This window comes from Micromonospora marincola (genome assembly GCF_056150385.1).
In genome coordinates this window covers 1-23,768 of record NZ_JAXCFT010000017.1, presented here as the reverse complement: position 1 = coordinate 23,768, position 23,768 = coordinate 1, and the positions used below count along the sequence as shown (strand labels likewise).

Sequence of the window (23,768 nt, the reverse complement as noted above, 5' to 3'; positions counted from 1 at the left end):
GCATGCCGCCCAGCCTGAGCGTGGTGGTGCCCGCGCACGAGAACGGCGCCGCCCTCGACACCACCCTCGACTCGCTCACCCGGCAGACCCTGCCGCGCGACGACTTCGAGGTCGTCGTCGGCGACGACGGCTCCGCCGTGCCACTGCGCCCGGTCGTCGAGAAGTACGCCGACCGCCTCACCGTCGACTACGTCCGCAGCGAGCACAACCGGGGACGCAGCGCCAACCGCAACGCGGCGGCGGCCCGGGCCCGCGCCGACACGCTGATGTTCCTGGACGCCGACACGGTGGCCCACCCCCGGCTGCTGGAGCGGCACCGGGACTTCCACGCCGCGCGTGCCGGCCGGCCCGGGGTCCTGCTCGGGGCGCGCCACGACCTGGACTGGGCGGGCGCGGACGCGCTGCGCCGGGGCGAGCCGGTCGAGCCGGCGATGCTCGACGCCGAACGCGGCGACCCGCGCCTGGAGGACACCTCCCACCCGCAGCGGATGCGGGACTTCCCGAGCGCGCCCTGGGTGCTCGGGCTGACACACAACGCCTCCGTCGACCACGAGTCGTTCCGGCAGGTCGGCGGCTTCGACGAGGCCATGGTCAAGTGGGGCTTCGAGGACCTGGAATTCTTCTACCGCGTCTTCCACCTGCACGGCGCCCCGGCCGAGCTGTTCCGCCTCGACGTCGACGCGCTCTCCTACCACCTCCCGCACTTCCGCCGGACCACAAACGGGCTGGCCTCGATGGACAACATGAAATACCTGCTGCGCAAGCACCTGCGCTACGACGTCGAGGTGCTCTACGCGATCAACACGTTCGGCCGGCACCTGGGCCGCATCCGCCTCTACGGCGACGCGATCGACGCGTACCGCCGGGGTGGGCTGGGGCGACCGGCGGCGCTGCCCGCCGCGGTCCGCGACGAACTGGCGACCAGCCGGGCCCTGGTCATCGGCAACGGCGTGTCCGCGCTGACGCTCGGCGCGGGCTCGCACACGTTCGACCACGCGGCGCCGCCCGGCGGGACCAACTCCCACCTGCTCGGCACCGTCCTCCAGCAGTTCAAGACCGGCTCGCTGGACCTGATCGTCAACGTGGACCTGTGGCGGTGCCTGCTTCCCGAGGACCTGCCGGCGTTCCTGACCCGGGGGCTGCTCAAGGCCGACCGGATCGAGCTGGTCGCCACCCACAGCGATCTCGACCAGCGGGCGCTGCTGCCGGTGCCGCTGGTCGCCGACCTCGACTACGTGGTCGACATGCTGACCCCACACTTCACCCTCACCACATCCACCCACCCCACCGCCACCATCCTCACCCTCCGCTGACCCGGCCGGGGTTTCAGCCGGGCGACGACGCCGGGTGGCCCAGGACGAGGCTCACGTTGTGGCCGCCGAAGCCGAACGAGTTGGACAGGACCGCGTCCACCGCGGCCGGGCGGGGCTTGTCGCGGATGTGGTCCACGTCGGCGGCCCGGTCCGGGTCGTCGAGGTTGTGCGTCGGCGGCAGCAGGCCACGCCGCAGCGCCTCGATGCCGATCGCCGCCTCGATCACGCCGGAGACGCCGAGCATGTGCCCGGTCACGCCCTTGGTCGAGCTGAGCGGCGGCGAATCCGCGCCGTACACGTCGGCAAGCGCGGCCAACTCGGCCGCGTCGCCGGCCTTGGTGCTGGTGCCGTGCGCGTTGACGTACCCGATGTCGTCGGGACACAGGCCGGCGTCGCGGACGGCCATCCGCATGCAGTACGCCGCGCCCGCGCCGTCGGGCCGCGGCGTGGTCGGATGGTACGCGTCGTTCGTCGCGCCCCAGCCGAGCACGTCGGCGTGGCGGCGGGCGCCCCGCGCGGCGGCGTGCGCGGCGCGTTCCAGCACCAGGACCCCGGCGCCCTCGCCGAGGACGAGGCCGTTGCGACGGCTGTCGAACGGCCGGCTCGCGACCGTCGGGTCGGCCCAGCCGCGAGCAAGCGCCCGGGCGTTGCCGAACGCGTCGGCGAACGTCGGGAACAGCGGCGCCTCGGCGCATCCACAGAGGACCACGTCCGCCTCGTCGGCCCGCAGGATCCGCAGCGCCTCGCCGACGGACTGGGCGCCGGCCGCGCACGCCGTGCCGATGGACGAGGTGTAGCCGCGGATGCCGTACGTGATGGCGATGCGCGCCGCGCCCATGTTCGGCAGCGTCCCGGGCAGCATGTACGGGCTGACCCCGAACCGGCCCCGCCCGGCCCGCTGGAGCACCTGGTCCGCCAGGGTGGACAGGCCGCCGACGCCGGAGACGATGACCGCCACCCGATAGGGGTCCACGTCCCGGCCGATGCGCAGGCCCGCGTCGGCGAGCGCGTCGCCGGCCGCGCGCAGCGCCATGACGATCGAGCGGTCCACGACGCGGGACTCCGGGCCGGGCAGCACGCTCGCCGGGTCGATCGGCGGGGCGAACGCCGCGACGTCGAGCACCCCGTGGACCGGGTGGTCCGCCGGCGGCCGGGACAGCCCGGACCGCCCGTCGCACACCGCTTCGAACACCTCGCCCGAGGTCGCGCCGACCGGGCTCACCAGCCCGATGCCGGTGACCGTCACGCGCTCGCGCACGCCGCGACGCCCGATCAGTGCGCCGACGCCGGTTGGATGCGTTGGTCCACCGCCCGGCAGAACTCGGCGAGAGTCATCATCGCGAGCATCTCCGCCTCGTCGTCGTCGAACGCCACCCCGAACCGGTCCTCCACCCGAACCGCCAGCTCGGCCAGGCCGAGGGAGTCCACGTCGAGGCCGGCCGGGCCGAACACGGTGTCGTCGTCGACGTCCCCGACGTCGTACTTCATCTCGGTCAGGGCAGCGAGCAGGAACGCGCGGATCTCATCGGTCATGGCCGGTGTGTCCTTTCCACAGCGTGAAATTGACCTTACTCAATCGGCATGGTTTGGCAAGGCGCCGATCGGCCGGTGCGGGGCCGGCGCGGTCAGTCGCACGGACAGGCGGTCGTACCCGCGCAGCATGAGCTGACGTCGCTCGCCGGGCTCGGCGGCGAGCGCCAGCGCCGGGAAGCGGTCAAGCAGGCGGGGCAGGACCAGCCGGCCCTCCGCCCGGGCCAGGGCGGCGCCGAAGCAGTGGTGCGGCCCGGCGCTGAACGCCAGGTGACGGTTGTCCGGTCGGGACGGGTCGAACGAGTCGGGATCGGGAAACCGGCGCGGGTCCCGGTTGGCGGCGCCGGTCAGCACCACCACAGTCGCGCCGGCCGGCACCGGCAGGCCGGCGACCTCGGTGTCGGCGGCGGCGTAGCGGAGCGCGAAGTGCACAGGCGGCTCGTACCGCAGGATCTCCTCCACGTAGGACGCGGCGAGCGACGGGTCGGCGCGCAACGCGGCCACGGCGTCCGGACGGCCCAGCAGAAGGACCAGGCCGCTGCCGAGCAGGTTCGCGGTGGTGCGGAACCCGGCGTTGTACATGATGATCAGGTTGGCCAGCAGCTCGTCGGCGGAGAGCTGGTCGGGGTCGCGGTCGCGCATCCCCACCAGGGCCGAGACGAGATCCTCGCGGGGGCGCGCCCGGCGCTCGGCGAGCAACCCGGTGAAGTACACGGTCAGCTCCGTCGCCGCGACGTTCGCGGCCCGCACCTCCCGCATCGAGCGGCGGCCGATCTCCAGCACCGCGTCGAACGTCCGGACCCGGGCCGGGAACCAGGCCCGGTCCCGCTCCGGTACGCCAAGCAGCTCCCCGACCACGTCACTGGGTAGGCGCAGCGCGAACGCCTCCATGAAGTCGACCGGCCGGCCGCCCGCGCCCGCCGCGTCGAGCCCGTCGAGCAGACCGTCGGCGATCCGCTCGATCGCCGGCTCCAGCGCGACGACCCGGCGCGGGGTCAACGCCTGGCTGAACAGTTGCCGGACCCGGAGGTGGTCGCCCGGCGCGGCGTTCAGCATGGACGTCTGGAGGATCCGGATCGCCGGGTGCGCGCGCCAGCGGGTGCCGGCCCGGTCCAGGTAGTCGGCGCCGAGCACCCGGAAGACCGGATCCCGCAGCACCCGGTTGACCGCCCGGTAGCCGTGCACGACAAGGGCGTGCGGGTCGTCGGGCCGCAGCGCGACCGCCTCACCCAGGTCGTGCAGCCGGGCGTAGAACGGGTAGGGGTCGCGCCGCACCTCCTCGCCGAGCAGGTCGTCGAGGGAGATGGAGACACCCATGGCCGCTCCTCGTGAGGCACCGACGTGACGTGACCCTAGAGTCACCGCCACCGATGTGTCCACGCGGTCCCACGATCGGCCCTGTTTCCACCCGCCCGACCCTGCCGATCCGTCATCGCGACGGCCGGCCGATCGTCACGGTGGCCAGCAGCGCGGGATGGTCGGTGGACCCGCGCATGTCCACCGACCGGCGGCAGCAGACCGTCGCGTCGGTCGTGGTCAGGAGATGCTGCCGGGCACCGTCGTCGATCCGCCGGTAGTCCGGCGGCACGCACGTCCGCACGTCCGGCTCGCCGCCGGCCCGCAGGTTGAGGTCGCCACCGAGCACGCTCGGCGCGGGACCGGCGGCGCGGCGGATCGCCGTCGCCACCGCACCGAGCAGGTGCCCGCACTGGGCCAGCGCGACCGCCCCGCTCGTGTTCGCCAGGTGGGTGGTGCAGGCGTGCAGCAGCCCGGCGGACCCGACGCAGAGCCACACCCGCTCCTCCGGGTCGGCGAGGTCCTGCGTCGGGTAGGTCCCGCGGCGCACCACCGGCCGGGCCCCGCCGGTGTCCAGGCGGGCAAGCACGCCGATCCCGTACGGCTCCCCGTTGGTGCAGCGGGTGGCGGCGCCGCTGGGCCGGTCGCCGGCCGCCTGGAACGCGGACACGACCGTGGCGCCGCGGTGGACGACCGCGAGCGACCGCTCCAGCGTGTCCACGTCGTCCCGGCAGATCTCGTTGAGGGTGACCACGTCGGGCCGTTCGGCGGCGATCACCTCGGCGGCCCGGGGCACGGCCCGGCCGGTCCAACAGCCGGCGCGTCCGCTGTTGCAGAGGTTCATCTGGAGCACCCGGAGCGTCCCCGGGCCGGTGGCGCCGGCCGTCGCCGACCCGGCGGGCAGGCCGGCCACGACGAGCAGGCACACGACGGCAAGCGCCCGGCGGAAGCGCCGGGGGGCGCGGGTGGCGGGCGGCGGGGCTCCGGCGGGCTTCGGTGGGATGCCCATGATCCTACTGCCGGTCCGCGGTGGTTTCCGAGGGTGCGCCGCGCGGGCATGAACGCCGTACCGGTGGGAGGAGTGACGGCAATGATCGTTAGTGGATATCTGGGCGGTGACGAGGAGACCCGCCGCCGGAGCGCCCGGGGCCGGACCCGGAGCTGACCCGGGCCGGCGGGCGGGACCGGACCGTTCCCGCCCGCCGACCGGCTACTCCCGGACGCCGATGTCCTCGATCGGCGGCGTCCGCAGCAGCCGCCGGACCGGCCACACGGTGGTCGCCAGCGCCAGCAGCGTCGCGCCGCCGAGCACCGCCACCCCGCCGAGCGGCGGCACGTACGGCACCGGGTTCCCGGTGAGCGCGTTGACGATCGCGCCGAGGGTCAGCGCCGCGATCGTCGCTCCGACAAGCACCGCGGTGCCGAGCAGCCCGGCCTGTTCGGCGTGCACCATCCGGCGGATCTGCCGGCGGGTCAGACCGACAAGCCGCAACAGCGCCAACTCGCGGCGGCGGGCCAGCGCGGCCATCACCATCGTGGTGGCCGCGGCAAGCGCCGCGTAACCCACCATCACGCCGATGAGCAGCCGGTTCAGCCAGGCGCCGAGCGCCAGATCGGTGCCGACCAGCCGGGTACGGGTGGCCGCGTCGCGCACCTCGCCGCCCGGCTGCCGGGCCGACCAGCCGGCCAGCGCGGCGTCGGCGTCCGGGCCGGCGCGGACCAGGATCTCGTCGGCGGTGGCCCCGGCGGTGTGCCCGGCGACCGTCTCCGCCGCGAGCGTGACGTCGCCGAAGCCCAGACCCCGGCCGTAGACCGCGACGACCCGCAGCGTGACCGGGGTGCCGTCGCCGAGCCACAGGTCCACCCGGTCACCGACGTGCCGGCCGGACGCGGACGCCTGGGTGGTGGACAACGCGACCGTGTCCGCGCCCAGCCGGGCGAGGTCGCCGTCGCGCACCGCGAGGTCCATGGTGGAGGTGATCCCGGCCGGGTCGACCGCCTGGGCGGCGACCGGCTCGATCCCGTCGAACGCCCGCACCACCACCTGGGTCCGGCGTACCCCGGTGGCCGCCCGCACCCCGGCCAGCTCGCGGACCTCCCCGGCGGCGTCGGCCGGCAGGCCGCCCGGGGCGACAAGCACGCGCTCGGCGAGCGTGCCCGCACCGCTCTGCGCGACGGTCTGCCGTTCCAGGTTGGTCTGGAAGAACCAGACCGAGCCGCCGAACCCGACCGACAGCACGAGCGCGGTCAGCACTGTCGCCATGCCCCGCGCGTTGGCGCGCAGGTTGGCGGCGGCCAGGTAGCCGCTCACCCGCGAGGCCCGCGCCAGCATCGGCGTCAGCAGGCGCGCCGCGTACGCGTTGAGCAGCGGCGCGAGCAACGCCACCGCGATGACGAACAGGTAGAGCATGCCGACCGCGCCGGTGAGCGCCGCCGTCACCCCGGCGCCGCCGAGCGCGAACCCGCCGGCGGCGACGGCCGCCGCGAGCGTCAACCCGCCGGCGACCGGCCGCACTCGGCCAACCGGGGGCGGCTCGACGGCGATCTCGCCGAGCGCCTCGACCGGCTTGATCGCGGTGACCCGACGCCCGGCCACGAGCGCGGCGAGCACCGCCACCAGGGCCGCCGTGACCACCGCCGCCGGCACCGCGACCAGGCCGCCGGTCATCGGGAAGCCGGCCGGGACGAACCCCCGGTCGACCAGTTCGCCGTGCACCCAGCGGGCAGCAAGCAGACCGGCCGGCGCGCCGACCGCGGAGCCGACGAGCGCCAGCAACGCGGCCTCGGCGACAAGCAGGCGACGCACCTGACCAGGCGTGGCGGCGACGGCGCGCAGCAGCGCCAGGTCACGGCGGCGGTGCCGCACGGACAGCCCGATCAGGCCGGCCACCACGAAGACGATCAGCAGCACCACGTACCCGCCGAACGCCGAGCCGGCCGTGACCAGCAGGGACCGGGCGGCCAGGTTCGGGGACCGTTCGGCCTCCCCACGCCGCGGTCCGGCGTACGTCGTGGCGCCGCCCGCCGAGGCGATGCGCTGGACCGCGTCGCGGACCGTGCCGGGGTCGGCGTCCGGCGCCACCCGCACGCCGATGGCGTCCACCCGGCCGGATCGCGCGGCCAGTCGGGCGGCCTGCGCGTCGGTGAAGAACACGGTGGCGGCGCCGGTGTCGGCGACGGCGCTCACCCGGTACGACCGCCCGGTCCCGCCGACGACGAGGTCGAGGCGGTCGCCCGGGGTCACGCCGAAGCGGGAGTCGGCAAGCACCTCGTCGTCGGCGCGCGGCGCGACGCCGGCGACGATCGGACGGCCGGTGAAGGCGTACGTGGCCCAGCCGTGCCCCTCCGCCGCCGGCGCGCCGATCGGCACCCGGTCGTCGCCGCTGACCGCCGCGACGCCCGGCACCTGCCGGATCCGGTCCACCAGGGCGGCGTCCACCGTGCCGCCCTCGGGCAGCGCGACGGTGCTTGTGGTGGTGTCGCCGCCGAACTCCTTGATCGTCTGACTGACCGTGCGGTGGGCGACGACCAGGTCGGCGCCGGCCCAGAGCCGGGGCTCCGGCCGGAAACGCAGCCCGGACTCGACGAGCGTGCCCATGGCGACCAGGATCATCACGCCGGCGACCAGGGCGAGCAGGGTGGCGACGGCCGGGCCGGCGCGGTGCCGCAGCAGCCGGGCGGCGAGCGCGGTCATCGGACGGCCCGCCGATCGAGCGAGGCCAGGTGCTCGGCGATGCGGGCGGCGCCGAGCTGCGGCAGGTCGCCGACGATCCGGCCGTCGGCGAGCACGAGCACGCGATCGGCGTACGACGCGGCGACCGGGTCGTGGGTCACCATCACCACGGTCAGCCCGTGTTCGTCGACGACCGCGCGCAGCAGCGTCAGCACCTCCGCCGCGGTGCGGCTGTCAAGCGCGCCGGTGGGCTCGTCGCAGAAGATCACCTCGGGCCGGGTGGCGAGCGCCCGGGCGATCGCCACCCGCTGCTGCTGGCCGCCGGAGAGGGCGGGCGGCCGGTGGTGCAGCCGGTCGGCCAGCCCGACCCGCTCGACCACCCGGGCCAGCCAGGCCCGGTCCGGGTGGACGGCGGCCAGCCGCAGCGGCAGCACGATGTTCTCCTCGACGGTGAGCGCGCCGATCAGGTTGAACGCCTGGAAGACGAAGCCGATCCGGGTCCGCCGCAGCTCGGTGAGGCGGGTCTCGGACAGCCGCGTCAGGTCGGTGTCGCCGACGAGGACCCGCCCGGAGGTGGGTCGGTCCAGACCGGCGGCGGTCTGCAACAGCGTGCTCTTGCCGGAGCCGGACGGCCCCATCACCGCGGTGAACGTGCCGCGACCGAACCCGACGTCGACCCCGGCCAACGCGTCGACCCGGGTGCGGCCGGTCCGGTAGACCCGGGTGAGCTGTTCGACGCGGACGGCCGCGTCGACGGTCGTCATCGGACTGGTGGTCATCATCCTGGTGGCCTCTCTCCGTGTCCTCGCAGGGGGCGAGGACGCACCAGGAACGCTAGGGAGACGGCGGTCCGATCACGATCCCGCGAGCTGCCGAACCCGGGTACAGCCTGCGGTACCGCCGACTGTCGCGCCTGCGGGATCGTCCACGCCGCGCCGCCGGCCTAGCGTCGACGGTGTCGTTCGGACATCCCCGAGGGAGGCACCATGACTGATCCGTATCGCATCGCCGAAGCCCCGGCCGCCGCGCCGGGGAGGCCGGGCGCCCGGCTGCGCCCGCTGCTGTGGCTCGCGCTCTTCGTCAGCGCGGCGGCCAACGCGGTGCTTACCACCGCCCTGGACACCCCGTGGGTCGGCTCCGGGTTCGGCCTGGTGGCGCTGCTCTGCGCGGCGGCGCTTGTCACGCACCACCGCCGCCACAGGTGACCGGCGGTCAGATCGGGAACCGGCCGGTGCGCCAGCGCCAGTGCCGGCCGGCGGTCAGGTGGTCGACGATCGCGCGCTGGAGCGCGGTGTGGCGGGGCAGCCGGTGCGGCGGCGTGTTCACGGTGCGGAACACGAACCGCAGCACCTCGACGTCGGCGTCGATGCCCTCCGGATTCTCGTCGGGATCCAGCGTGAACCGCCGCTGGAACCGGACGATGTTGGAGTCCTCCGGCAGGTATTCGCGGAGCTGCGGGTCGAGCAGCCAGGAGCCGCAGGAGAACTCCGTGTACGGCTCGTCGGGAAAGTGCCGCGGGAAGAACGCCCGGGCCTCGTCGAGCGACGCGTCGACCGCCTCGGGGGTCAACGGCCCCGCCTCGGGGATGTGCAGGCCGATGGTGTCGCCGCGATGGTGCTGCAACCGGCCCAGCTCGTAGACGCCGCCGCGCGCGTGCAGCGTCAGCCAGCTCTGCATGACCGGCCAGCCCTCGCCGCCCATCCGCCTGTCGATGGCGAGGTTGCGGCCCAGATCGGCGAGCGTCACCCAGGACACCGCGTCCGGGACGCCGTGGTCGCGGTGGTAGGCCCGGACGACGTCGACCAGGGCCAGATACGCGTACACGTAGAGGTGCCGCCAGGCGGGACCGCGCTCGCGCGGCAGCGCCGGGCCGGGCGGCAGCCACTCGTGGCCCCCGAGGTCGGCGCGGACCAGGGCGATCGAGCGGTCGAGCAGCCAGCGCAGCTCCGGGGTCCACAGCGGAGAGTCGGGGTCCGGCCAGCCGGCCATGATCTCGTCGACGTCGTCCGGCGGCGCCCCGAGCCGGCGCAGGAGCGCGGGCGCGTCGGCCCGGGCGGGCAGCGGGGCCGACGGCCGGTCGCCGGCGAGCCGGCGCACCCGGTCGACCTCCTCGACAGGCACCCCGAGCCGGGCGGCGGTGTCCTCGGAATCCACGCCGACGACCCTACCGACGCCGGTGCCGCCCCGACAGGCCGGTGGGGCGGCCCAGGGCCCGGGTCCACCCGACGGGGATCAGGGCCGGACGGCGTCGAGGAGGTTCTCCGTCCGGGCCAGGGCCGCGGCCCCCAGCAGATGGGCGGACGCGCCCAGGGATCCGGAGGAGATCCGCACCGAGGCGGCCATCATCGGCGGGGTGTACTGGTCGACCGCCTCCCGGATGCCCGCCGCGATGATGTGCGAGGCGGCGCCCAGGGCGGCGTCGACGACGACGGCCTGGGGGTCGACGAACACCACGAAGTCGGCCACGCGACGGCCGAGGGCGCGGCCGAACCCGCGTAGCGCCCGCATGATCCCGAGTTCCCCGGCGGCGGCAGCCGCGTCGAGGTCGCCCACGGTGAAGGTCCGGCCGTGCGCGGCGGCCAGTTCGCCGAGCAGCGCCGGGATGCTCGTGCTCTGCCAGAAGCAGCCGCGGGCCCCGCACTCGCAGAGCTGCCCGCCGTCGTCGGAGTGGAGGTGGCCGATCTCGCCGGCCAGGCGGGAGCCGCCCCGGTGCAGCCGGCCGCCGATGACCAGGCCGGCGCCGGTGCCGTTGGTCAGGGAGATGTGCAGCACGGTGTGCGCGCCGGCGCTGTCCCCGTGGACGGCCTCGCCGAGCGCGGCCAGGTTGGCGTCGTTCTCGCCGAAGACGGGCCGGCCGAGGTGCGCGGCGAGGACGTCCACGGCGGGCCGTCCGTCCCACTCGCGGAAGCGCCGCAGGTGTGACCCGCCGAGCGGGTCCGCGCCGGGCGGCGCGGCGAGCGGGGACGGCCCGGGGAGGCCGAGAACCGCGAGCGCGATGTCGCGCGCCGTCACTCCGGCATCGGCGAGAGCCTGATCGAGCAGGCTCAGGGCCACGCCGGGCGGGGCGGCGTCAACCGGGCCGGGCACTGACGCCAGAACCTCGCCGTCGGGCCGTACGACCCCGCCGAGGAAGCCGTGTGCCGAGGCCACGACGACGGCGAGCAGGCCGGGTGACGTGGCGAGCGACCACGCCCGCGCGGGCCGCCCGCGCGTCGCCCGCTGGACCGGATGTTCCACCACCAGGCCGGCGGTCCGCAGGCGGTGCAACGCGTGCACGGCGCTGCTGCGCGCCACCGGAAGCTCGGCGCAGAGCTCGGCGACGGTGCGTCGCCGGCCGTCGGACAGCGCCCGCAGGACCGCCCGCGCGGTGCCTGTGGCGCCGCTGTCGAGGTCTGCGTCGGAGGTCAGTGCCACAGCCGCATTTATAGCTGCTCCACCGGAATGGCGCTATCACCAGCCTCCATTTACGACAACTTCGTTGTAAATAAAGCGCGATGACCAGGCTCTTTTCGTCTATTGATTGTTTCCGGGGTGTTGCGTACCGTCCCTGCCAGGGCGCCCCCTTCCCCAAGCGGCGCGCACCGATCGGAGGGACCAGCAGTGTCGAAGCGAGCATTCCTGACCGGGGCGGCAGTCATCGCCGGCGTGGCCCTGATCGCCCCCGGCAGCGCCGTCGCCAAGCCACCCGGCGGGCACGGCGACGGAATCCGGAACGTCATCCCGATCACGCAGATCCTGTCCTACGGCCAGAAGGTCACGGCCGTCGCGGTCGAGTACTCGGCGACGGTGAACCCGCGCACCCTGGACGAGGACACCTACACCGTCTCGGACAGCCTATACAACTTCCGCTTCAACCCGGTCGCGGACCTCACCGACCCGGCCAAGCGAGCGGACCGCACCATCACCGCCGTCTACACGAACGACACGCCGAGCCTGAACGGGGACCGGCAGTCCGACCCCGGCAGGTTCGTTGTCATCGAACTCGACAAGCGGGATCCGGGCGGGAACACCGTCATGGCGACCGGCAACTTCGTGACGATCAACAAGGACCTCCAGACGCGGGTCACGCAGAAGAAGGAGGTCCACGCCCAGCCAGGCAAGGGCAAGGGCAACGGCCCCCGCCTGGCCGCCGGCTCCACCAAGGCCTACGGACCCACCCGACCCGCCGTCAACCTGCTCGCCGACGACTTCGTCTACAAGCGGTTCACCACCACCGGCGGCACGATGATCCCCTACGCCTACCACCTGCCCGAGGGCTACGACCCGGCCAAGCGGTATCCGGTCGTGGTGATCCTCCCCGGGCAGGGCATGGGCTTCAACGGAAGCAACGAGGGCGTCCAGGTCGCCGCGGACATTCCCGCCACCGCCTGGCTCCAGGAGGAGTGGACCGGCAGCACCGAGGACGTCATCGTGCTGGCGCCGCAGAACCAGCGGGTCGGCACCGCCGCCGCCCAGGCGGAGGTCATGGTCGAGCTGCTCAACGCGTTCACCGGGCAGTTCGCGGTGGACCAGGACCGGATCTACGCGTCCACGGTGTCGTACGGCTCGACCCTCGCCTGGTCCGCGCTCGCCACCCACCCCGGGCTCTTCGACGGCGCGCTCATCACCGGCGGCTTCGGCGCCAGCGAGGCTCAGGCCACCGCCGTCGCCGCCTCGGCCACGCCGGTCTGGATCACCCACGGCACCCACGACCACCTGCTCAACGTGGTCACCACCGGGCAGGCCTCCTACAACCGGATCTGGAACGCGTACGTCGCCCTGGGCAAGACCCCCGCCCAGGCCAACGCCCTGGTCAAGTACACCGAGTACGCCGACTCGGCGTTCTACGAGCCGGATCACCACCTCGCCGCCGCGCCCACCTACGAGGACCGGACCATCCTGCGCTGGCTGCTGGCCCAGTGACCACCCACGCCTGACCCGCACCACCACGTCGGCCGGCGGACGCCGCTCCGACCGGGGACCGGAGCACCGCGTCGAGCCAGCGCAGTTGGCGCCGGACGTGCAGGGCCTCCCCGCCCTCGTGGCCGTTGAACGGGTAGGTGTGCAGTTCCCGGGCCGGTCGGTCCGTCCCGACGGCGGCGACGCCGTACTGGTCGTGGGCCGCGAGACCGCCGCTCGGCGGGCAGACGGTGTCGCGCAGGCCGATCCCGAAGTGCGCCGGCGCGGTGGCCCGGCGGGCGAAGGTGACGCCGTCGACGTAGGACAGGGTGCGCCGGACCGCCTCCTCCGCCTCGCGGTGCACGGCGAGATACCTGCCGATCTCACCGTAGGGCGAGGCGTCGGTCAGCTCGATGGCCCGCTGGATGTCACACAGGAACGGGGCTGTGACGAGCAGCGCGGTCAGGTCGCCGACGAGGCCGGCCACCGCGAGCGCGAGCCCGCCGCCCTGGCTGTTGCCGACCGCGACGACGCGGGTCGGGTCGACGCCGGGCAGGGCGCGGGCCGCGTCGACCGCGCGGACCGCGTCGGTGATCAGGCGGCGGTAGTGGTAGTCCTCCGGCGTCAGGATGCCCCGGGTCGCGATGGTGGGGCCGCCGGGCGCGGCGTGCGGATCCGGGGTGTCCCCGGAGGCGTGCAGCCCGGCCTGACCCCGGTTGTCCACGAGCAGGTGCGCGTATCCGGCCACCGGCCAGGTCAGCCGCTCGCCCGGCAGGCCCCGGCCGCGGCCGTAGCCGGGATACTCGACCACCGCCGGCAGGGGCGTGGTCACACCCGCGGGACGGGTGTACCAGGCCCGGACCGGTTCGCCCGCGAAGCCGGCGAACGTCACGTCCCAGACGTCGACAAGCCGCAGGCCGGTGGGCTCCGGCCGGACGTCGACGAGGACCGGGGTGGCCGCCGCGGCGGCGAGGGTGGCTTGCCAGAACCGGTCGAAGTCGGTGGGCTCGACGACTGTGGGCGGGTCGCGCCGGAGTTGGGCCGGGGAAAGATCGATCGACACTCTTGACACGCCGACAACGATACCCATAAATTTCCGAAAGGCTTACGGGGCATTACCGGAAACTTTCGGTCACGCGCTCCGGACAGGAGGGGTGCGGGTGTTGTCCGAAACCGTGCGGCCGTCGTCCGACGCGCGGCCCGGCACGCCGCCCCGGACGACGCGCGCCCCCGGCCGCCGGCCCGGACGTCCGCCCTGGCGGCGGGCCCTGCGCCGGGACTGGCAGCTCTACTCGCTCGCGGTCGGGCCGCTGCTGTTCTTCCTGACGTTCCGCTACCTGCCGATGCTCGGCAACGTGATCGCCTTCCGGCGCTTCCAGCCCGGCGGCAGCCTGTTCGGCGAATACTGGACCGGCCTGCGCTACTTCCGGCTGTTCTTCACCGACCCCACGTTCTGGAGCGTCTTCACCAACACGCTCGTGCTCGGCGCGCTGACCCTGCTGTTCTGCTTCCCGCTGCCGATCGTGCTCGCGCTGCTGCTCAACGAGGTCCGCAGCCGCGTCCTCAAGCGGTTCGTCCAGTCGGTGTCCTACCTGCCGCACTTCCTGTCGATCGTGATCGTGGCCGCCATGGTCATGCAGTTGCTGTCGGTGGACGGCACGGTCAACCAGGTGGTCGGCGCCGTGGGCGGGAAACCGGTCCAGTTCCTCCAACAGGCCGAGTGGTTCCGCACGATCTACGTCTCGTCCGAGGTGTGGCAGACCGTCGGCTGGGGCACCATCCTCTACCTCGCCGCGCTCACCACCATCGACGGCGACCTCTACGAGGCGGCCCGGATCGACGGCGCCAACCGCTGGCGGCAGACCTGGCACGTCACGCTGCCCGGCATCCGGCCGACGATGATGACGCTGCTGATCCTCAACGTCGGCACGTTCATGGCGGTCGGCTTCGAGAAGATCCTGTTGCTCTACAACCCGCTCACCTACCCGACGGCGGACGTGATCTCCACGTACCTCTACCGGGTGGGCATCGTCTCCGGCAACCTGAGCTACGCCGCCGCGATCGGCCTGTTCGAGGCCGTGATCGGGCTGACGCTCGTGCTGTCCGCGAACGCGATCTCGCGGCGCACGGTGGGGACAAGCCTGTGGTGACCACGGCCGCCCGCGCACGGGGGCGGGCGAGCCGGCCGCGGGGTCCCCGGCCCACCCGGGGCTACCGGATCTTCCAGGCGGTCAACGCCGTCGTCCTGACCGCCGTCGTGGTGGTGACGGTGTATCCGTTCCTCACCATCGTGGCCCGCTCGCTCAGCGACAACGCGTACATCGTCGCGGGTGAGGTCAATCTGGTGCCGCGCGGCTTCAACCTCACCGCCTACCGGGCGGTGATGTCCGACCCGACGTTCTGGGTCAGCTACCGCAACACCGTCTTCTACACGGTGGTCGCCACGCTCATCTCCGTCGTGCTGACCACCTGCTACGCGTACGTGCTGTCGAAGAAGCACCTGCGGGGCCGCACCGCGCTTGTCGGGATCGCCGTGTTCACCATGTTCTTCACCGGCGGCCTGATCCCCAACTACGTCCTGGTCACCAGCCTGGGGCTGAAGAACTCCGTCTGGGCGATCGCGCTGCCGAACGCCATAAACGTGTTCAACCTGCTGGTGATGAAGGCGTTCTTCGAGAGCCTGCCGGTCGAGTTGGAGGAGGCCGCCGCGGTCGACGGGCTGAACACGTACGGCACGCTGCTGCGGATCGTCCTGCCCCTGTCCAAGGCGATGGTCGCCACCATGGTGCTGTTCTACGCCGTCTCGTTCTGGAACTCCTGGTTCGCCGCGTTCCTCTACATGGACCGGCAGGACCTGCTCCCGGTGACCGTCTATCTCCGCAACCTCCTGGCCGGCGCGACCGACGCCACGCAGACCGGCGGCGGCCTCGGCAGCGCCAGCGACGTCGTGCAGTCCGCCGCCACCATCCAGTCCGTGACGATCGTGCTGACGGTGCTGCCGATCCTCGCGGTCTATCCGTTCATCCAGCGCTACTTCGTCTCCGGAATCATGCTCGGCGCCGTCAAGGGATAGCCGCGCACGCACCAGCCCACCACTGGAAGGAACACCATGGTCCAGCTGTCCCGACGCCAGGTGCTGTTCGCCACCGGCGCAGCCGCCGTCGTCTCCCTGGCCGGTTGCGGCGACGACACCCCCGAGAAGAAGGACCTCGACCGCAACCGCGCGGGCGCGATGGACAAGTACGGCGTCGGGGACCAGTTCAAGGCCACCGAGGCGCTCACCTTCTCGATCCTCTACAACAACCACCCGAACTATCCGCTCAAGCCCGACTGGCTGTTCTGGAGCGAGCTGGCCAAGCGCACGAACATCAAGCTGGACCCGGTGGCCGTCCCGCTCAGCGACTACGAGCAGAAGCGCGGCGTGCTCGTCGGCTCCGGCGACGCCCCGCTCATCATCCCGAAGACCTACCACCCGCAGGAGAACCAGTACGTCTCCTCCGGCGCCATCCTGCCGGTGAGCGACTACCTCGACCTGATGCCGCACTTCAAGGAGAAGCTGGAGAAGTGGAACCTCCAGCCGGAGATGGACACGCTGCGGCAGGAGGACGGCAAGTTCTACCTGCTGCCCGGCCTGCACGAGAAGCCGTGGCAGGACTACACGCTCGCGGTCCGCACCGACGTCCTGGAGCAGCTGAACATCCCGTCGCCGACCTCGTGGGATGAGGTCTACACGATGCTCAAGGCGATGAAGGCGGCCCACCCGGACCTCTATCCCCTCTCCGACCGGTTCGGCAAGCCCAACCCCGCCGGCAACCTGCTGAACATGCTCGCCCTCGCGTACGGCCTCCAGGGCGCCGGCTGGAACTACCAGCCGACGAGCTGGGACGAGAGCGCCGGGAAGTTCGTCTTCACCGGCGGCTCGGACCGGTGGCGCCAGGTGTTGGAGTACCTCCACAAGCTTGTCGCCGAGGGGCTGCTCGACCCGGAGACGTTCACCCAGACCGACGACCAGGCCCGCCAGAAGCTCGCAAGCGGCAAGTCGTTCGTGATCAGCGCCAACGCGCAGTCCATCGTCAACGACTACCGCCCGGACAGCGCGAAGCTCAACCCGAACGCCCGCTTCGGGAAGATCATGTTCCCGATCGGTCCGGCCGGCCCGGTCAACCCGGCGGGCCGGCTGGAGAACGGCGTGATGATCTCCAGCAAGGCCCGGGACAGCAAGAACTTCGTGGCCATGATGCAGTTCATCGACTGGCTCTGGTATTCCGAAGCCGGCGAGGAGTTCGCCAAGTGGGGCGTCGAGGGAACCACGTACTCCCGGGACGGCTCGGGCAAGCGCACGCTCGCGCCGGACGTCGACGTGCTCGGGCTCAACCCCAAGGGCACCAAGCACCTCCAGAAGGACTTCGGCTTCTACAACGGCGTCTTCGCCTACGGCGGCAAGCTCGACCTGGTGCAGTCGTTCTTCTCCCCCGAGGAGTTGGAGTTCCAGAAGGAGATGAACGCCCGCAAGCCCGCGCCCTGGGTGACCCCGCCGCCCGCGCCGCTCAGCGACGAGGAGCAGGAGCAGACCACGCTGTGGGCCACCGCGTTGAAGGACCACGTCACCGCGAACGCGCTGAAGTTCGCCCTCGGCCAACGGCCGCTCAGTGAATGGGACGCCTACGTCGCCGAACTGAAGGGCAAGAACGCGGAGGCCTACGCCGAGTTGGTCAACAAGGCGTACGAGCGGTACCGCAAGAACCACGGCTGATGCGCGTCACCGTTCCCGAGCGGCCCACCGGCCGGCTGACCGGGGCCTGGCGCACCTGCGTCGGCACCGGGCGGTTCGACCTGGCCTTACGGCGCGACTATCAGGACTCGCTGGCGCTCGTGCAGCGGGAGATCGGCTTCCGGCACATCCGCGGGCACGGCCTGCTCAGCGACGGCGTCGGTGTGCACCGCCCGTACGAGCACCGGGGCGAGCGCCGGGTCCGGCACGCCTTCACGTACGTCGACCAGGTCGTCGACGCCTACCTCGACCTGGGCATCCGGCCCTTCGTGGAGCTTGGCTTCATGCCCTCGGCGCTCGCCTCCGGCGAGCAGACGGTGTTCTGGTGGCGGGGCAACGTCACGCCGCCGCGCAGCTTCACCGAGTGGGGCGACCTGGTCCGGGCCACGGTGGGCCACCTGGTCGACAGGTACGGCCTCGACGAGGTGCGCGGCTGGCCGATCGAGGTGTGGAACGAACCAAACCTGACCGACTTCTGGCAGGACGCCGACCGGGCCGCCTACCACCGTCTGTACGAGGTTTCGGCGCACGCGGTCAAGGAGGTCGACGCGGCGCTCCAGGTCGGCGGCCCGGCCATCTCCCCCGGGGCCGACGAGTGGTGGGAACCGTTCGCCGAGTTCGTCACCGACCGCGGGGTGCCTGTCGACTTCGTCAGCCGGCACGCCTACACCTCCGGCCCGGCACGGCACGTGCCGTTCGGCACCCGGCAGGCGCTGGCCCCGGCGACGGAGCTGCTCGACCAGTTCGCCGCGCCCCGCCGGCACCTGGCCGGGACCGCGCTCGCCGACCTCCCGGTGCACATCACCGAGTTCAACTCCTCCTACCGGCCGGACAACCCGATCCACGACACCGCCTTCCACGCCGCCTACCTCGCGCCGGTGCTGGCCGGCGGCGGGGACCTGGTCGACTCCTTCTCGTACTGGACCTTCAGCGACGTGTTCGAGGAGTGCGGGGTGCCGACCGCGTTGATGCACGGCGGCTTCGGCATGCTCACCCACCGGCAGGTCAAGAAACCCACCTACCACCTGTACGCGTTCATGGCCCGGCTCGGCGACGCGGTGCTCGCCCGCGGGCCGGACCACCTCGTCACCCGGCACCCCGACGGTCGGGTCGCGGTGCTGGCCTGGGCTCCGGTGGACGTCACCGGCCGGGAGCCGTCGCCCGAGCGGCACACCCTCGCGCTGTCGGTCCCGCTCGGCCCGCCGGGCACCGTGTCGGCGTTCCAGCTCCGCTCGTCGGTGAGCGAGGACGCCGGCAACGTCTGGGCGGCCTGGCGGGAGTTGGGCAGCCCGCAGTCGCCCCGCCCGCGGCAGCTCGACGTGTTGCGGGAGACCGCAGAGCCGGCCCGCAGCCACCGGGCCCTGCCGGTCACCGCCGGGCGGGTCGACCTCGACCTCACCCTCGGCCGGCACGAGGTGACACTCGTCGAGCTGACCCCGGTGGTGGACGAGACACCGCCGTGGTGGGACGACCGGCTGCTCGACCAGACCGGCGACCCGACTGGCGACCCAATCGGCGACCCGACTGGCGACCCGCCGGTCGGCGCGGCGCCCGAGGCGCGGCCGTGAGCGACGCGGCGGGCAGCCGGCGGGAGTTCGGCGACGGGCCGTTGTCGCGCGTCGCCGCGGTCGTCTACACGCTGCTCGCGGTGGAGCTGTGGCTGCTGCTCAGCGTGCTGCCCGGGCTTGTCGCGCTGGTGCTGCTCGACCGCGACGCCAGCAACCTCCCCCTGGTCGCGGTCGCCCTGCTGCCGGTCGGCCCGGCCGTCTCCGCCGCCCTGCACACCCTGCGCCACCAGCGCCCCGACCTGACCGACCTGCGTCCCGCCGCCGCGTTCCGCCGGGCCTACCGGGCCAACCTGCCGGGTGTGCTGCGGGTCTGGGCGCCGACGCTGCTGTGGCTGGCCGTCATCGCGGTGAACCTCGCCCACCTGCCGGCCGCGGCCGTACCGGGCTGGTGGGCGGCGCCGCTGGCACTGGTCGGGGCGGGGGTGGTCCTGGCCGGGGTCAACGCCCTGGTGATCGTCTCGCTGTTCGACTTCCGCACCCGCGACACGGTCCGGCTGGCCCTGTACTTCCTGGTCCGGAAGCCGGGCGTCACGTTCGGCAACGCCGTGCTGCTGGCCGCGGTGGCCGGCGTCACCGCGGCCCTCTCCGAGGCGACGCTCGCGTTGTTCGCCGCGCTCGTCGTACTGGCGCTCCTGCGGATCAACGAGCCGATGATCGAGCACGTCCGGACGGAGTTCACCTCGTGAGCGCCCCCACCGGCCAGGCGTCCGCCCACGCCGGCGAGTTGACCTGGCACGCCGCCTGGTTGCCGCCGGAGGCGTTCCGGGCCCTCGGTTCCCGGGACGTGCTCGTGCACGGCGGCGGCCCGCTCGTCGACACCGTCCTGGACGAGGTGACGCGGGCCTGCACCAGGTACGGCGGCCGGATCTGGCACTCCCCGCCCTGGGACGTCGACGCCGACCTGGTGCTCGCGTCGCGCCACGACGGTCCGGTCGCGAACGCGGCGGCGGAGTCGGCCCGGCTCGGCGCGACACCTGCGGTGGACGGCGCCGGCGCCGGCTCCCTCGGCGACGAGGGCTTCCTGCTGGCCCGGGTGAACGGCGTGACGGTGGTGCTCGCCGACGCGCCGGCCGGCCTGCTGTACGGGCTGTTCCACGTGGTCCGGCTCGGCGCGGCGGCCTTCGACGACGACCGTCCGGCGCGGCGGCACCAACCCGCCCTGGCCCGGCGGATGCTCGACCACTGGGACAACGTGGCCGTGCACCAGGTGTCGGGTCAGATCGAGCGCGGGTACGCCGGTGGCTCGATCTTCTGGCACGACGGCGCGGCCCGGCGCGACCTGGCCCGGCTGCGCGACTACGGGCGCCTGCTCGCCGCCTGCGGCGTCAACGCGATCTCGGTGAACAACGTCAACGTGCACGACACCGAGGCGCTGCTGCTCACCGACCGGCTCGACGACGTGGCCGAGATCGCGGACGTGCTCCGCCCGTACGGCGTCCGGGTGCACCTGGCGGTGACCTTCGCCGCCCCGGTGGTCCTCGGCGGCCTGCCCACCGCCGATCCGCTCGACGACCGGGTGCGGGCCTGGTGGGCCGCCGCCACCCGACGGGTCTACAAGCGGATCCCCGACTTCGGCGGCTATCTGGTGAAGGCCGACTCCGAGGGCCGGCCGGGCCCGTTCACCTACGGGCGCGACCACGCCGAGGGCGCGAACCTGCTCGCCGACGCGCTCGCCCCGCACGGCGGCGTGGTGCGCTGGCGGGCGTTCGTCTACGACCACCACCAGGACTGGCGGGACCGGTCGACGGACCGGGCCCGGGCCGCCCACGACCACTTCGCTCCGCTCGACGGGCGGTTCCGGGACAACGTGATCCTCCAGGTGAAGTTCGGTCCGCTCGACTTCCAGGTGCGCGAGCCGGTGTCGCCGGTGATCGCCGCCATGCCGGCCACCCGAGTGGCGGTGGAGTTGCAGGTGACGCAGGAGTACACGGGCCAGCAGCGGCACGTCTGCCACCTCGGGCCGTGGTGGGCCGAGGTGTTGCGGTTCCCGCCGTGGGGCGAGGGTGGCCGCACGGTCGCCGACGTGGTCGCCGGGGACGCCGGTGGTGGCCTGGTCGCGGTCGCGAACGTGGGCGACGACCCGTTCTGGACCGGGCATCCGCTGGCCCAGGCGAATCTGTACGCCTTCGGCCGGCTCGCCTGGGATCCCCGGCTGGACCCGGGCGCGATCCTCGACGAGTGGATCGAGCTGACCTGGCTGCCGACGACCACTGGCGACCCGGAGCTGGTGCGGCGGACGTTGCACGCGATCATGGACGACTCCTGGCGCACCTACGAGCGTTACACCGCGCCGCTCGGCGTCGGCTTCATGGTGCGGCCCGGGCATCACTACGGCCCGGACGTGGACGGCTACGAGTACACCGCGTGGGGCACCTACCACTTCGCCGACCGCGACGGCGTCGGGGTGGACCGCACCCGGGCGACCGGGACCGGCTTCACCGGCCAGTATCCGAAGCCGTGGTCGGAGGTGTACGAATCACTCAAGCGGTGCCCGGACGAGCTGCTGCTCTTCTTCCACCACGTCCCCTACCGGCATGTCCTGCACAGCGGGCGCACCGTGATCCAGCACATCTACGACACGCACTTCGCCGGCGTCGAGGAGGTGGCGGCGATGCGCCGGCGGTGGCAGGCGCTCGCCGGGATGGTCGCGCCGGCCGTGTACGAGCGGGTGGCCGAACGCCTCGATGAGCAGCTCCGCAGCGCCGTCGAGTGGCGGGACCAGATCACCACGTACTTCTTCCGCAAGTCGGGGGTGCCGGACGCCCACGGTCGCCGCATCCACTGACCCCGGACGCGCTCACCAGGGGTGGACGGTGCCGTCGGTCAACCGGTTCACCGGCAGGTAGGCAGGCGCGTACGGGTAGCGGGCCGCGGCCTCCTCGTCGATGTCCACGCCGAGGCCGGGGGTCTCGGCGGGATGCAGGTAGCCGTCGTCGAAGTGGTAGCCGTGCGGGAAGACCTCGTCGGTGAGCGCGGTGTGCCGCATGTATTCCTGGAGGCCGAAGTTGGGGATGGCGAGGTCCAGGTGGAGCGCGGCGGCCATGCAGACCGGGGAGAGGTCGGTGGCGCCGTGCGAGCCGCTGCGGACGTGGTGCAGCGCGGCGAGGTCGAAGATGCGGCGCAGGTGGGTGAGACCACCGGCGTGGACCACTGTCGTCCGGACGTAGTCGATGAGCTGTTCCCGGATGAGCTGGGCGGTGTCCCAGACGCTGTTGAAGACCTCACCGACAGCGATCGGCGTGGTGGTGTGCTGCCGGATGAGCCGGAAGCCCTCCGGCAGGTCCGCCGGGACCGGATCCTCCATCCAGGTCAACGCGTACGGCTCCAGGCTCTTGCCGAGCCGGGCCGCCTCGATCGGGGTGAGCCGGTGGTGCACGTCGTGCAGCAACTTCAGGGTGGGGCCGAACTCGTCGCGGACCCGGGCGAACACCGTCGGCACGTGCGCCAGGTACGCCTCGGTGGACCAGGTCGTCTCCGTCGGCAGCGCGGCGTCGGCCGGCTCGTAGAACATCTTGTCGGCGCTGACGCCGTAGGTCCGGGGCAGGCCGGGCACGCCGCACTGCACCCGCACCGCGCGGTAGCCGAGGTCGACGAAGCGGGCGACCTCGGTGAGCACCTCGTCGACGGTCTCCCCGTTGGCGTGGCCGTAGACGGTCACGCCCTCCCGGGACCGGCCGCCGAGGAGCTGGTAGACCGGCAGCCCGGCGACTTTGCCCTTGATGTCCCACAGCGCGGTGTCGACCGCCGCGATGGCGCTCATGGTGACCGGCCCGCGCCGCCAGTACGACCCCTGGTAGAGGTATTGCCAGGTGTCCTCGATCCGGGCCGGGTCGCGCCCGACCAGCAGCGGCACGACGTGGTCGCGCAGGTAGGACGCGACGGCCAGTTCCCGGCCGTTCAGGGTGGCGTCACCGACGCCGGTGACCCCGTCGTCGGTGAGGATCTTCAGGGTCACGAAGTTGCGGCCGGGACAGGACACGATGACCCGTGCGTCGACGATCCTCATCCGTGCATCATCCCCCAGTTATCGGTCAAGGTCGATTCGGGCGGGGGACCGGTCGTGGCGGCTCGGCCACGACCGCTCCCCCGGCCGCATCCGGTCAGGCGACGTCGCAGTTCTGCCCGTTGAGGGTGAACGCGGTCGGTCTGGTGTTGCCGCCGGACCAGCCGGCGATGAATCCGAAGGTCACGGTGCCGCCCGGGCTGATGGCGCCGTTGTAGCCGACGTTCGTGGCGGTGACCTGCGCGCCGCTCTGGGTGTAGGTGGCGCCCCAGGCCTGGTTGATCTGCTGGCCGTTGGCGAAGGACCACCGCAGGGTCCATCCGTTGACCGCCGTGGTCCCGGTGTTGCGCACCGTCACGTCACCCTGGAACCCGTCCGGCCACTGGCTGGTGATCGCGTACGTGATCTGGCAGGCGCCGGTGGACGGCGGCGGGGTGGTCGGCGAGGCGGTGGGCGACGGGCTGGCGGTCGGCGTGGTCGTGGGGGTCGGGGTGGGCGTGGGGCTGCCGGACCCGCCGCTGACCCGGTAGACGACAGTGCCGTGGCCGGGCACGCTCGCCGAGATCGCGCCGGACGTGCTGCTCGTCGTGTTGGTCCAGGCGTCGCGCAGCGTGAACGAGCTGCCCGACAGCCCGATCGCCGCCGCGGTGGTGCTGATCGTGGTGGTGGCGCTGCCCTGGTTGAACAGAGCGACCGCGACGTCACCGTTGGCCAACCGCTTCGCCAACACCCGACG

Annotated in this window: 20 protein-coding genes; 9 read left to right on the top strand and 11 right to left on the bottom strand. The window is 72.9% G+C overall.

Features of this window, described 5'->3' with window-relative positions; all coding sequences use genetic code 11:
• The first annotated feature begins 2 nt into the window (after positions 1-2).
• Positions 3-1,313, top strand: coding sequence for a glycosyltransferase family 2 protein (locus tag SM450_RS25655; protein ID WP_474622338.1), 1,311 nt, complete (start codon positions 3-5; stop codon positions 1,311-1,313).
• Positions 1,314-1,326: 13 nt separating this feature from the next.
• On the opposite strand, the gene SM450_RS25650 is transcribed toward SM450_RS25655, so the two are convergent.
• From SM450_RS25650 to SM450_RS25625, 6 genes are all read right to left on the bottom strand, one after another.
• A complete protein-coding gene (locus tag SM450_RS25650) occupies positions 1,327-2,571 on the bottom strand; it encodes a beta-ketoacyl-[acyl-carrier-protein] synthase family protein (RefSeq protein ID WP_474622337.1) in 1,245 nt (414 codons plus the stop codon).
• A 14-nt stretch (positions 2,572-2,585) separates the two neighbouring features.
• Positions 2,586-2,846, bottom strand: a complete 261-nt coding sequence (locus SM450_RS25645; RefSeq protein WP_282294066.1) for an acyl carrier protein — start codon at positions 2,844-2,846, stop codon at positions 2,586-2,588.
• 39 nt (positions 2,847-2,885) lie between these two features.
• The gene (locus SM450_RS25640; protein WP_474622336.1) at positions 2,886-4,160 is read right to left on the bottom strand and encodes a cytochrome P450; all 1,275 of its coding nucleotides are present in this window, start codon (positions 4,158-4,160) and stop codon (positions 2,886-2,888) included.
• 112 nt (positions 4,161-4,272) lie between these two features.
• Entirely contained in the window at positions 4,273-5,148 is an 876-nt protein-coding gene (locus SM450_RS25635) for an endonuclease/exonuclease/phosphatase family protein (RefSeq protein ID WP_474622335.1), read from the bottom strand.
• A 201-nt stretch (positions 5,149-5,349) separates the two neighbouring features.
• A complete protein-coding gene (locus SM450_RS25630; RefSeq protein WP_474622334.1) occupies positions 5,350-7,833 on the bottom strand; it encodes an FtsX-like permease family protein in 2,484 nt (827 codons plus the stop codon).
• Positions 7,830-8,576, bottom strand: a complete 747-nt coding sequence (locus SM450_RS25625) for an ABC transporter ATP-binding protein (protein WP_474622333.1) — start codon at positions 8,574-8,576, stop codon at positions 7,830-7,832. Before SM450_RS25625 ends, SM450_RS25630 begins: the two co-directional genes overlap by 4 nt.
• Before the next feature lie 222 nt (positions 8,577-8,798).
• Here SM450_RS25625 and SM450_RS25620 point away from each other — a divergent pair, with 222 nt between their 5' ends.
• Complete coding sequence (locus tag SM450_RS25620) at positions 8,799-9,017, top strand: hypothetical protein (protein WP_474622332.1); 219 nt, start codon at positions 8,799-8,801, stop codon at positions 9,015-9,017.
• Between the two features lie 7 nt (positions 9,018-9,024).
• Here SM450_RS25620 and SM450_RS25615 read toward each other — a convergent pair whose 3' ends face one another.
• On the bottom strand, positions 9,025-9,966 hold the full coding sequence (locus tag SM450_RS25615; protein ID WP_474622331.1) for an acyltransferase domain-containing protein: 942 nt from the start codon (positions 9,964-9,966) through the stop codon (positions 9,025-9,027).
• Between the two features lie 78 nt (positions 9,967-10,044).
• Positions 10,045-11,226, bottom strand: coding sequence for an ROK family protein (locus SM450_RS25610; RefSeq protein WP_474622330.1), 1,182 nt, complete (start codon positions 11,224-11,226; stop codon positions 10,045-10,047).
• Between the two features lie 186 nt (positions 11,227-11,412).
• On the opposite strand from SM450_RS25610, the gene SM450_RS25605 reads away from it, so the two are divergent.
• The gene (locus SM450_RS25605; protein WP_474622329.1) at positions 11,413-12,714 is read left to right on the top strand and encodes a hypothetical protein; all 1,302 of its coding nucleotides are present in this window, start codon (positions 11,413-11,415) and stop codon (positions 12,712-12,714) included.
• Here SM450_RS25605 and SM450_RS25600 read toward each other — a convergent pair.
• Positions 12,605-13,780, bottom strand: coding sequence for an acetylxylan esterase (locus SM450_RS25600; RefSeq protein ID WP_474622328.1), 1,176 nt, complete (start codon positions 13,778-13,780; stop codon positions 12,605-12,607). The genes SM450_RS25605 and SM450_RS25600 overlap by 110 nt on opposite strands.
• A gap of 70 nt (positions 13,781-13,850) precedes the next feature.
• Here SM450_RS25600 and SM450_RS25595 point away from each other — a divergent pair, with 70 nt between their 5' ends.
• From SM450_RS25595 to SM450_RS25570, 6 genes are read left to right on the top strand one after another with little or no spacing between them, the layout of a single operon-like run.
• Positions 13,851-14,840, top strand: a complete 990-nt coding sequence (locus tag SM450_RS25595; RefSeq protein WP_474622327.1) for an ABC transporter permease — start codon at positions 13,851-13,853, stop codon at positions 14,838-14,840.
• Entirely contained in the window at positions 14,837-15,763 is a 927-nt protein-coding gene (locus tag SM450_RS25590; protein WP_474622326.1) for a carbohydrate ABC transporter permease, read from the top strand. The genes SM450_RS25595 and SM450_RS25590 overlap by 4 nt, the downstream gene beginning before the upstream one ends.
• Before the next feature lie 36 nt (positions 15,764-15,799).
• Positions 15,800-17,443 (top strand): ABC transporter substrate-binding protein, encoded by a 1,644-nt coding sequence (locus SM450_RS25585; protein ID WP_474622325.1) that lies wholly within the window; start codon positions 15,800-15,802, stop codon positions 17,441-17,443.
• Entirely contained in the window at positions 17,443-19,029 is a 1,587-nt protein-coding gene (locus tag SM450_RS25580) for a GH39 family glycosyl hydrolase (RefSeq protein WP_474622324.1), read from the top strand. The genes SM450_RS25585 and SM450_RS25580 overlap by 1 nt, the downstream gene beginning before the upstream one ends.
• Entirely contained in the window at positions 19,026-19,715 is a 690-nt protein-coding gene (locus SM450_RS25575; protein WP_474622323.1) for a YesL family protein, read from the top strand. The genes SM450_RS25580 and SM450_RS25575 overlap by 4 nt, the downstream gene beginning before the upstream one ends.
• Entirely contained in the window at positions 19,712-21,814 is a 2,103-nt protein-coding gene (locus SM450_RS25570) for an alpha-glucuronidase (protein WP_474622322.1), read from the top strand. Before SM450_RS25575 ends, SM450_RS25570 begins: the two co-directional genes overlap by 4 nt.
• Positions 21,815-21,826: 12 nt before the next feature.
• Here the strand turns inward: SM450_RS25570 and manD are convergent, their stop codons facing one another.
• Together manD and SM450_RS25560 are read right to left on the bottom strand one after the other, a co-directional pair.
• The gene (gene manD / locus SM450_RS25565) at positions 21,827-23,035 is read right to left on the bottom strand and encodes a D-mannonate dehydratase ManD (protein ID WP_474622321.1); all 1,209 of its coding nucleotides are present in this window, start codon (positions 23,033-23,035) and stop codon (positions 21,827-21,829) included.
• Between the two features lie 94 nt (positions 23,036-23,129).
• Positions 23,130-23,768 (bottom strand): cellulose binding domain-containing protein (locus SM450_RS25560; protein ID WP_474622320.1); only part of this gene is annotated, 639 nt, incomplete at its 5' end.

Bases quoted from the DNA above. Each gene is read 5' to 3' on its own strand.
- SM450_RS25655 (WP_474622338.1), top strand. From the start codon at position 3: ATGCCGCCCAGCCTGAGCGTGGTGGTGCCCGCGCACGAGAACGGCGCC.
- SM450_RS25645 (WP_282294066.1), bottom strand. From the start codon at position 2,846: ATGACCGATGAGATCCGCGCGTTCCTGCTCGCTGCCCTGACCGAGATG.
- SM450_RS25640 (WP_474622336.1), bottom strand. From the start codon at position 4,160: ATGGGTGTCTCCATCTCCCTCGACGACCTGCTCGGCGAGGAGGTGCGG.
- SM450_RS25635 (WP_474622335.1), bottom strand. From the start codon at position 5,148: ATGGGCATCCCACCGAAGCCCGCCGGAGCCCCGCCGCCCGCCACCCGC.
- SM450_RS25630 (WP_474622334.1), bottom strand. From the start codon at position 7,833: ATGACCGCGCTCGCCGCCCGGCTGCTGCGGCACCGCGCCGGCCCGGCC.
- SM450_RS25625 (WP_474622333.1), bottom strand. From the start codon at position 8,576: ATGACGACCGTCGACGCGGCCGTCCGCGTCGAACAGCTCACCCGGGTC.
- SM450_RS25620 (WP_474622332.1), top strand. From the start codon at position 8,799: ATGACTGATCCGTATCGCATCGCCGAAGCCCCGGCCGCCGCGCCGGGG.
- SM450_RS25600 (WP_474622328.1), bottom strand. From the start codon at position 13,780: ATGGGTATCGTTGTCGGCGTGTCAAGAGTGTCGATCGATCTTTCCCCG.
- SM450_RS25585 (WP_474622325.1), top strand. From the start codon at position 15,800: ATGGTCCAGCTGTCCCGACGCCAGGTGCTGTTCGCCACCGGCGCAGCC.
- SM450_RS25580 (WP_474622324.1), top strand. From the start codon at position 17,443: ATGCGCGTCACCGTTCCCGAGCGGCCCACCGGCCGGCTGACCGGGGCC.
- manD (WP_474622321.1), bottom strand. From the start codon at position 23,035: ATGAGGATCGTCGACGCACGGGTCATCGTGTCCTGTCCCGGCCGCAAC.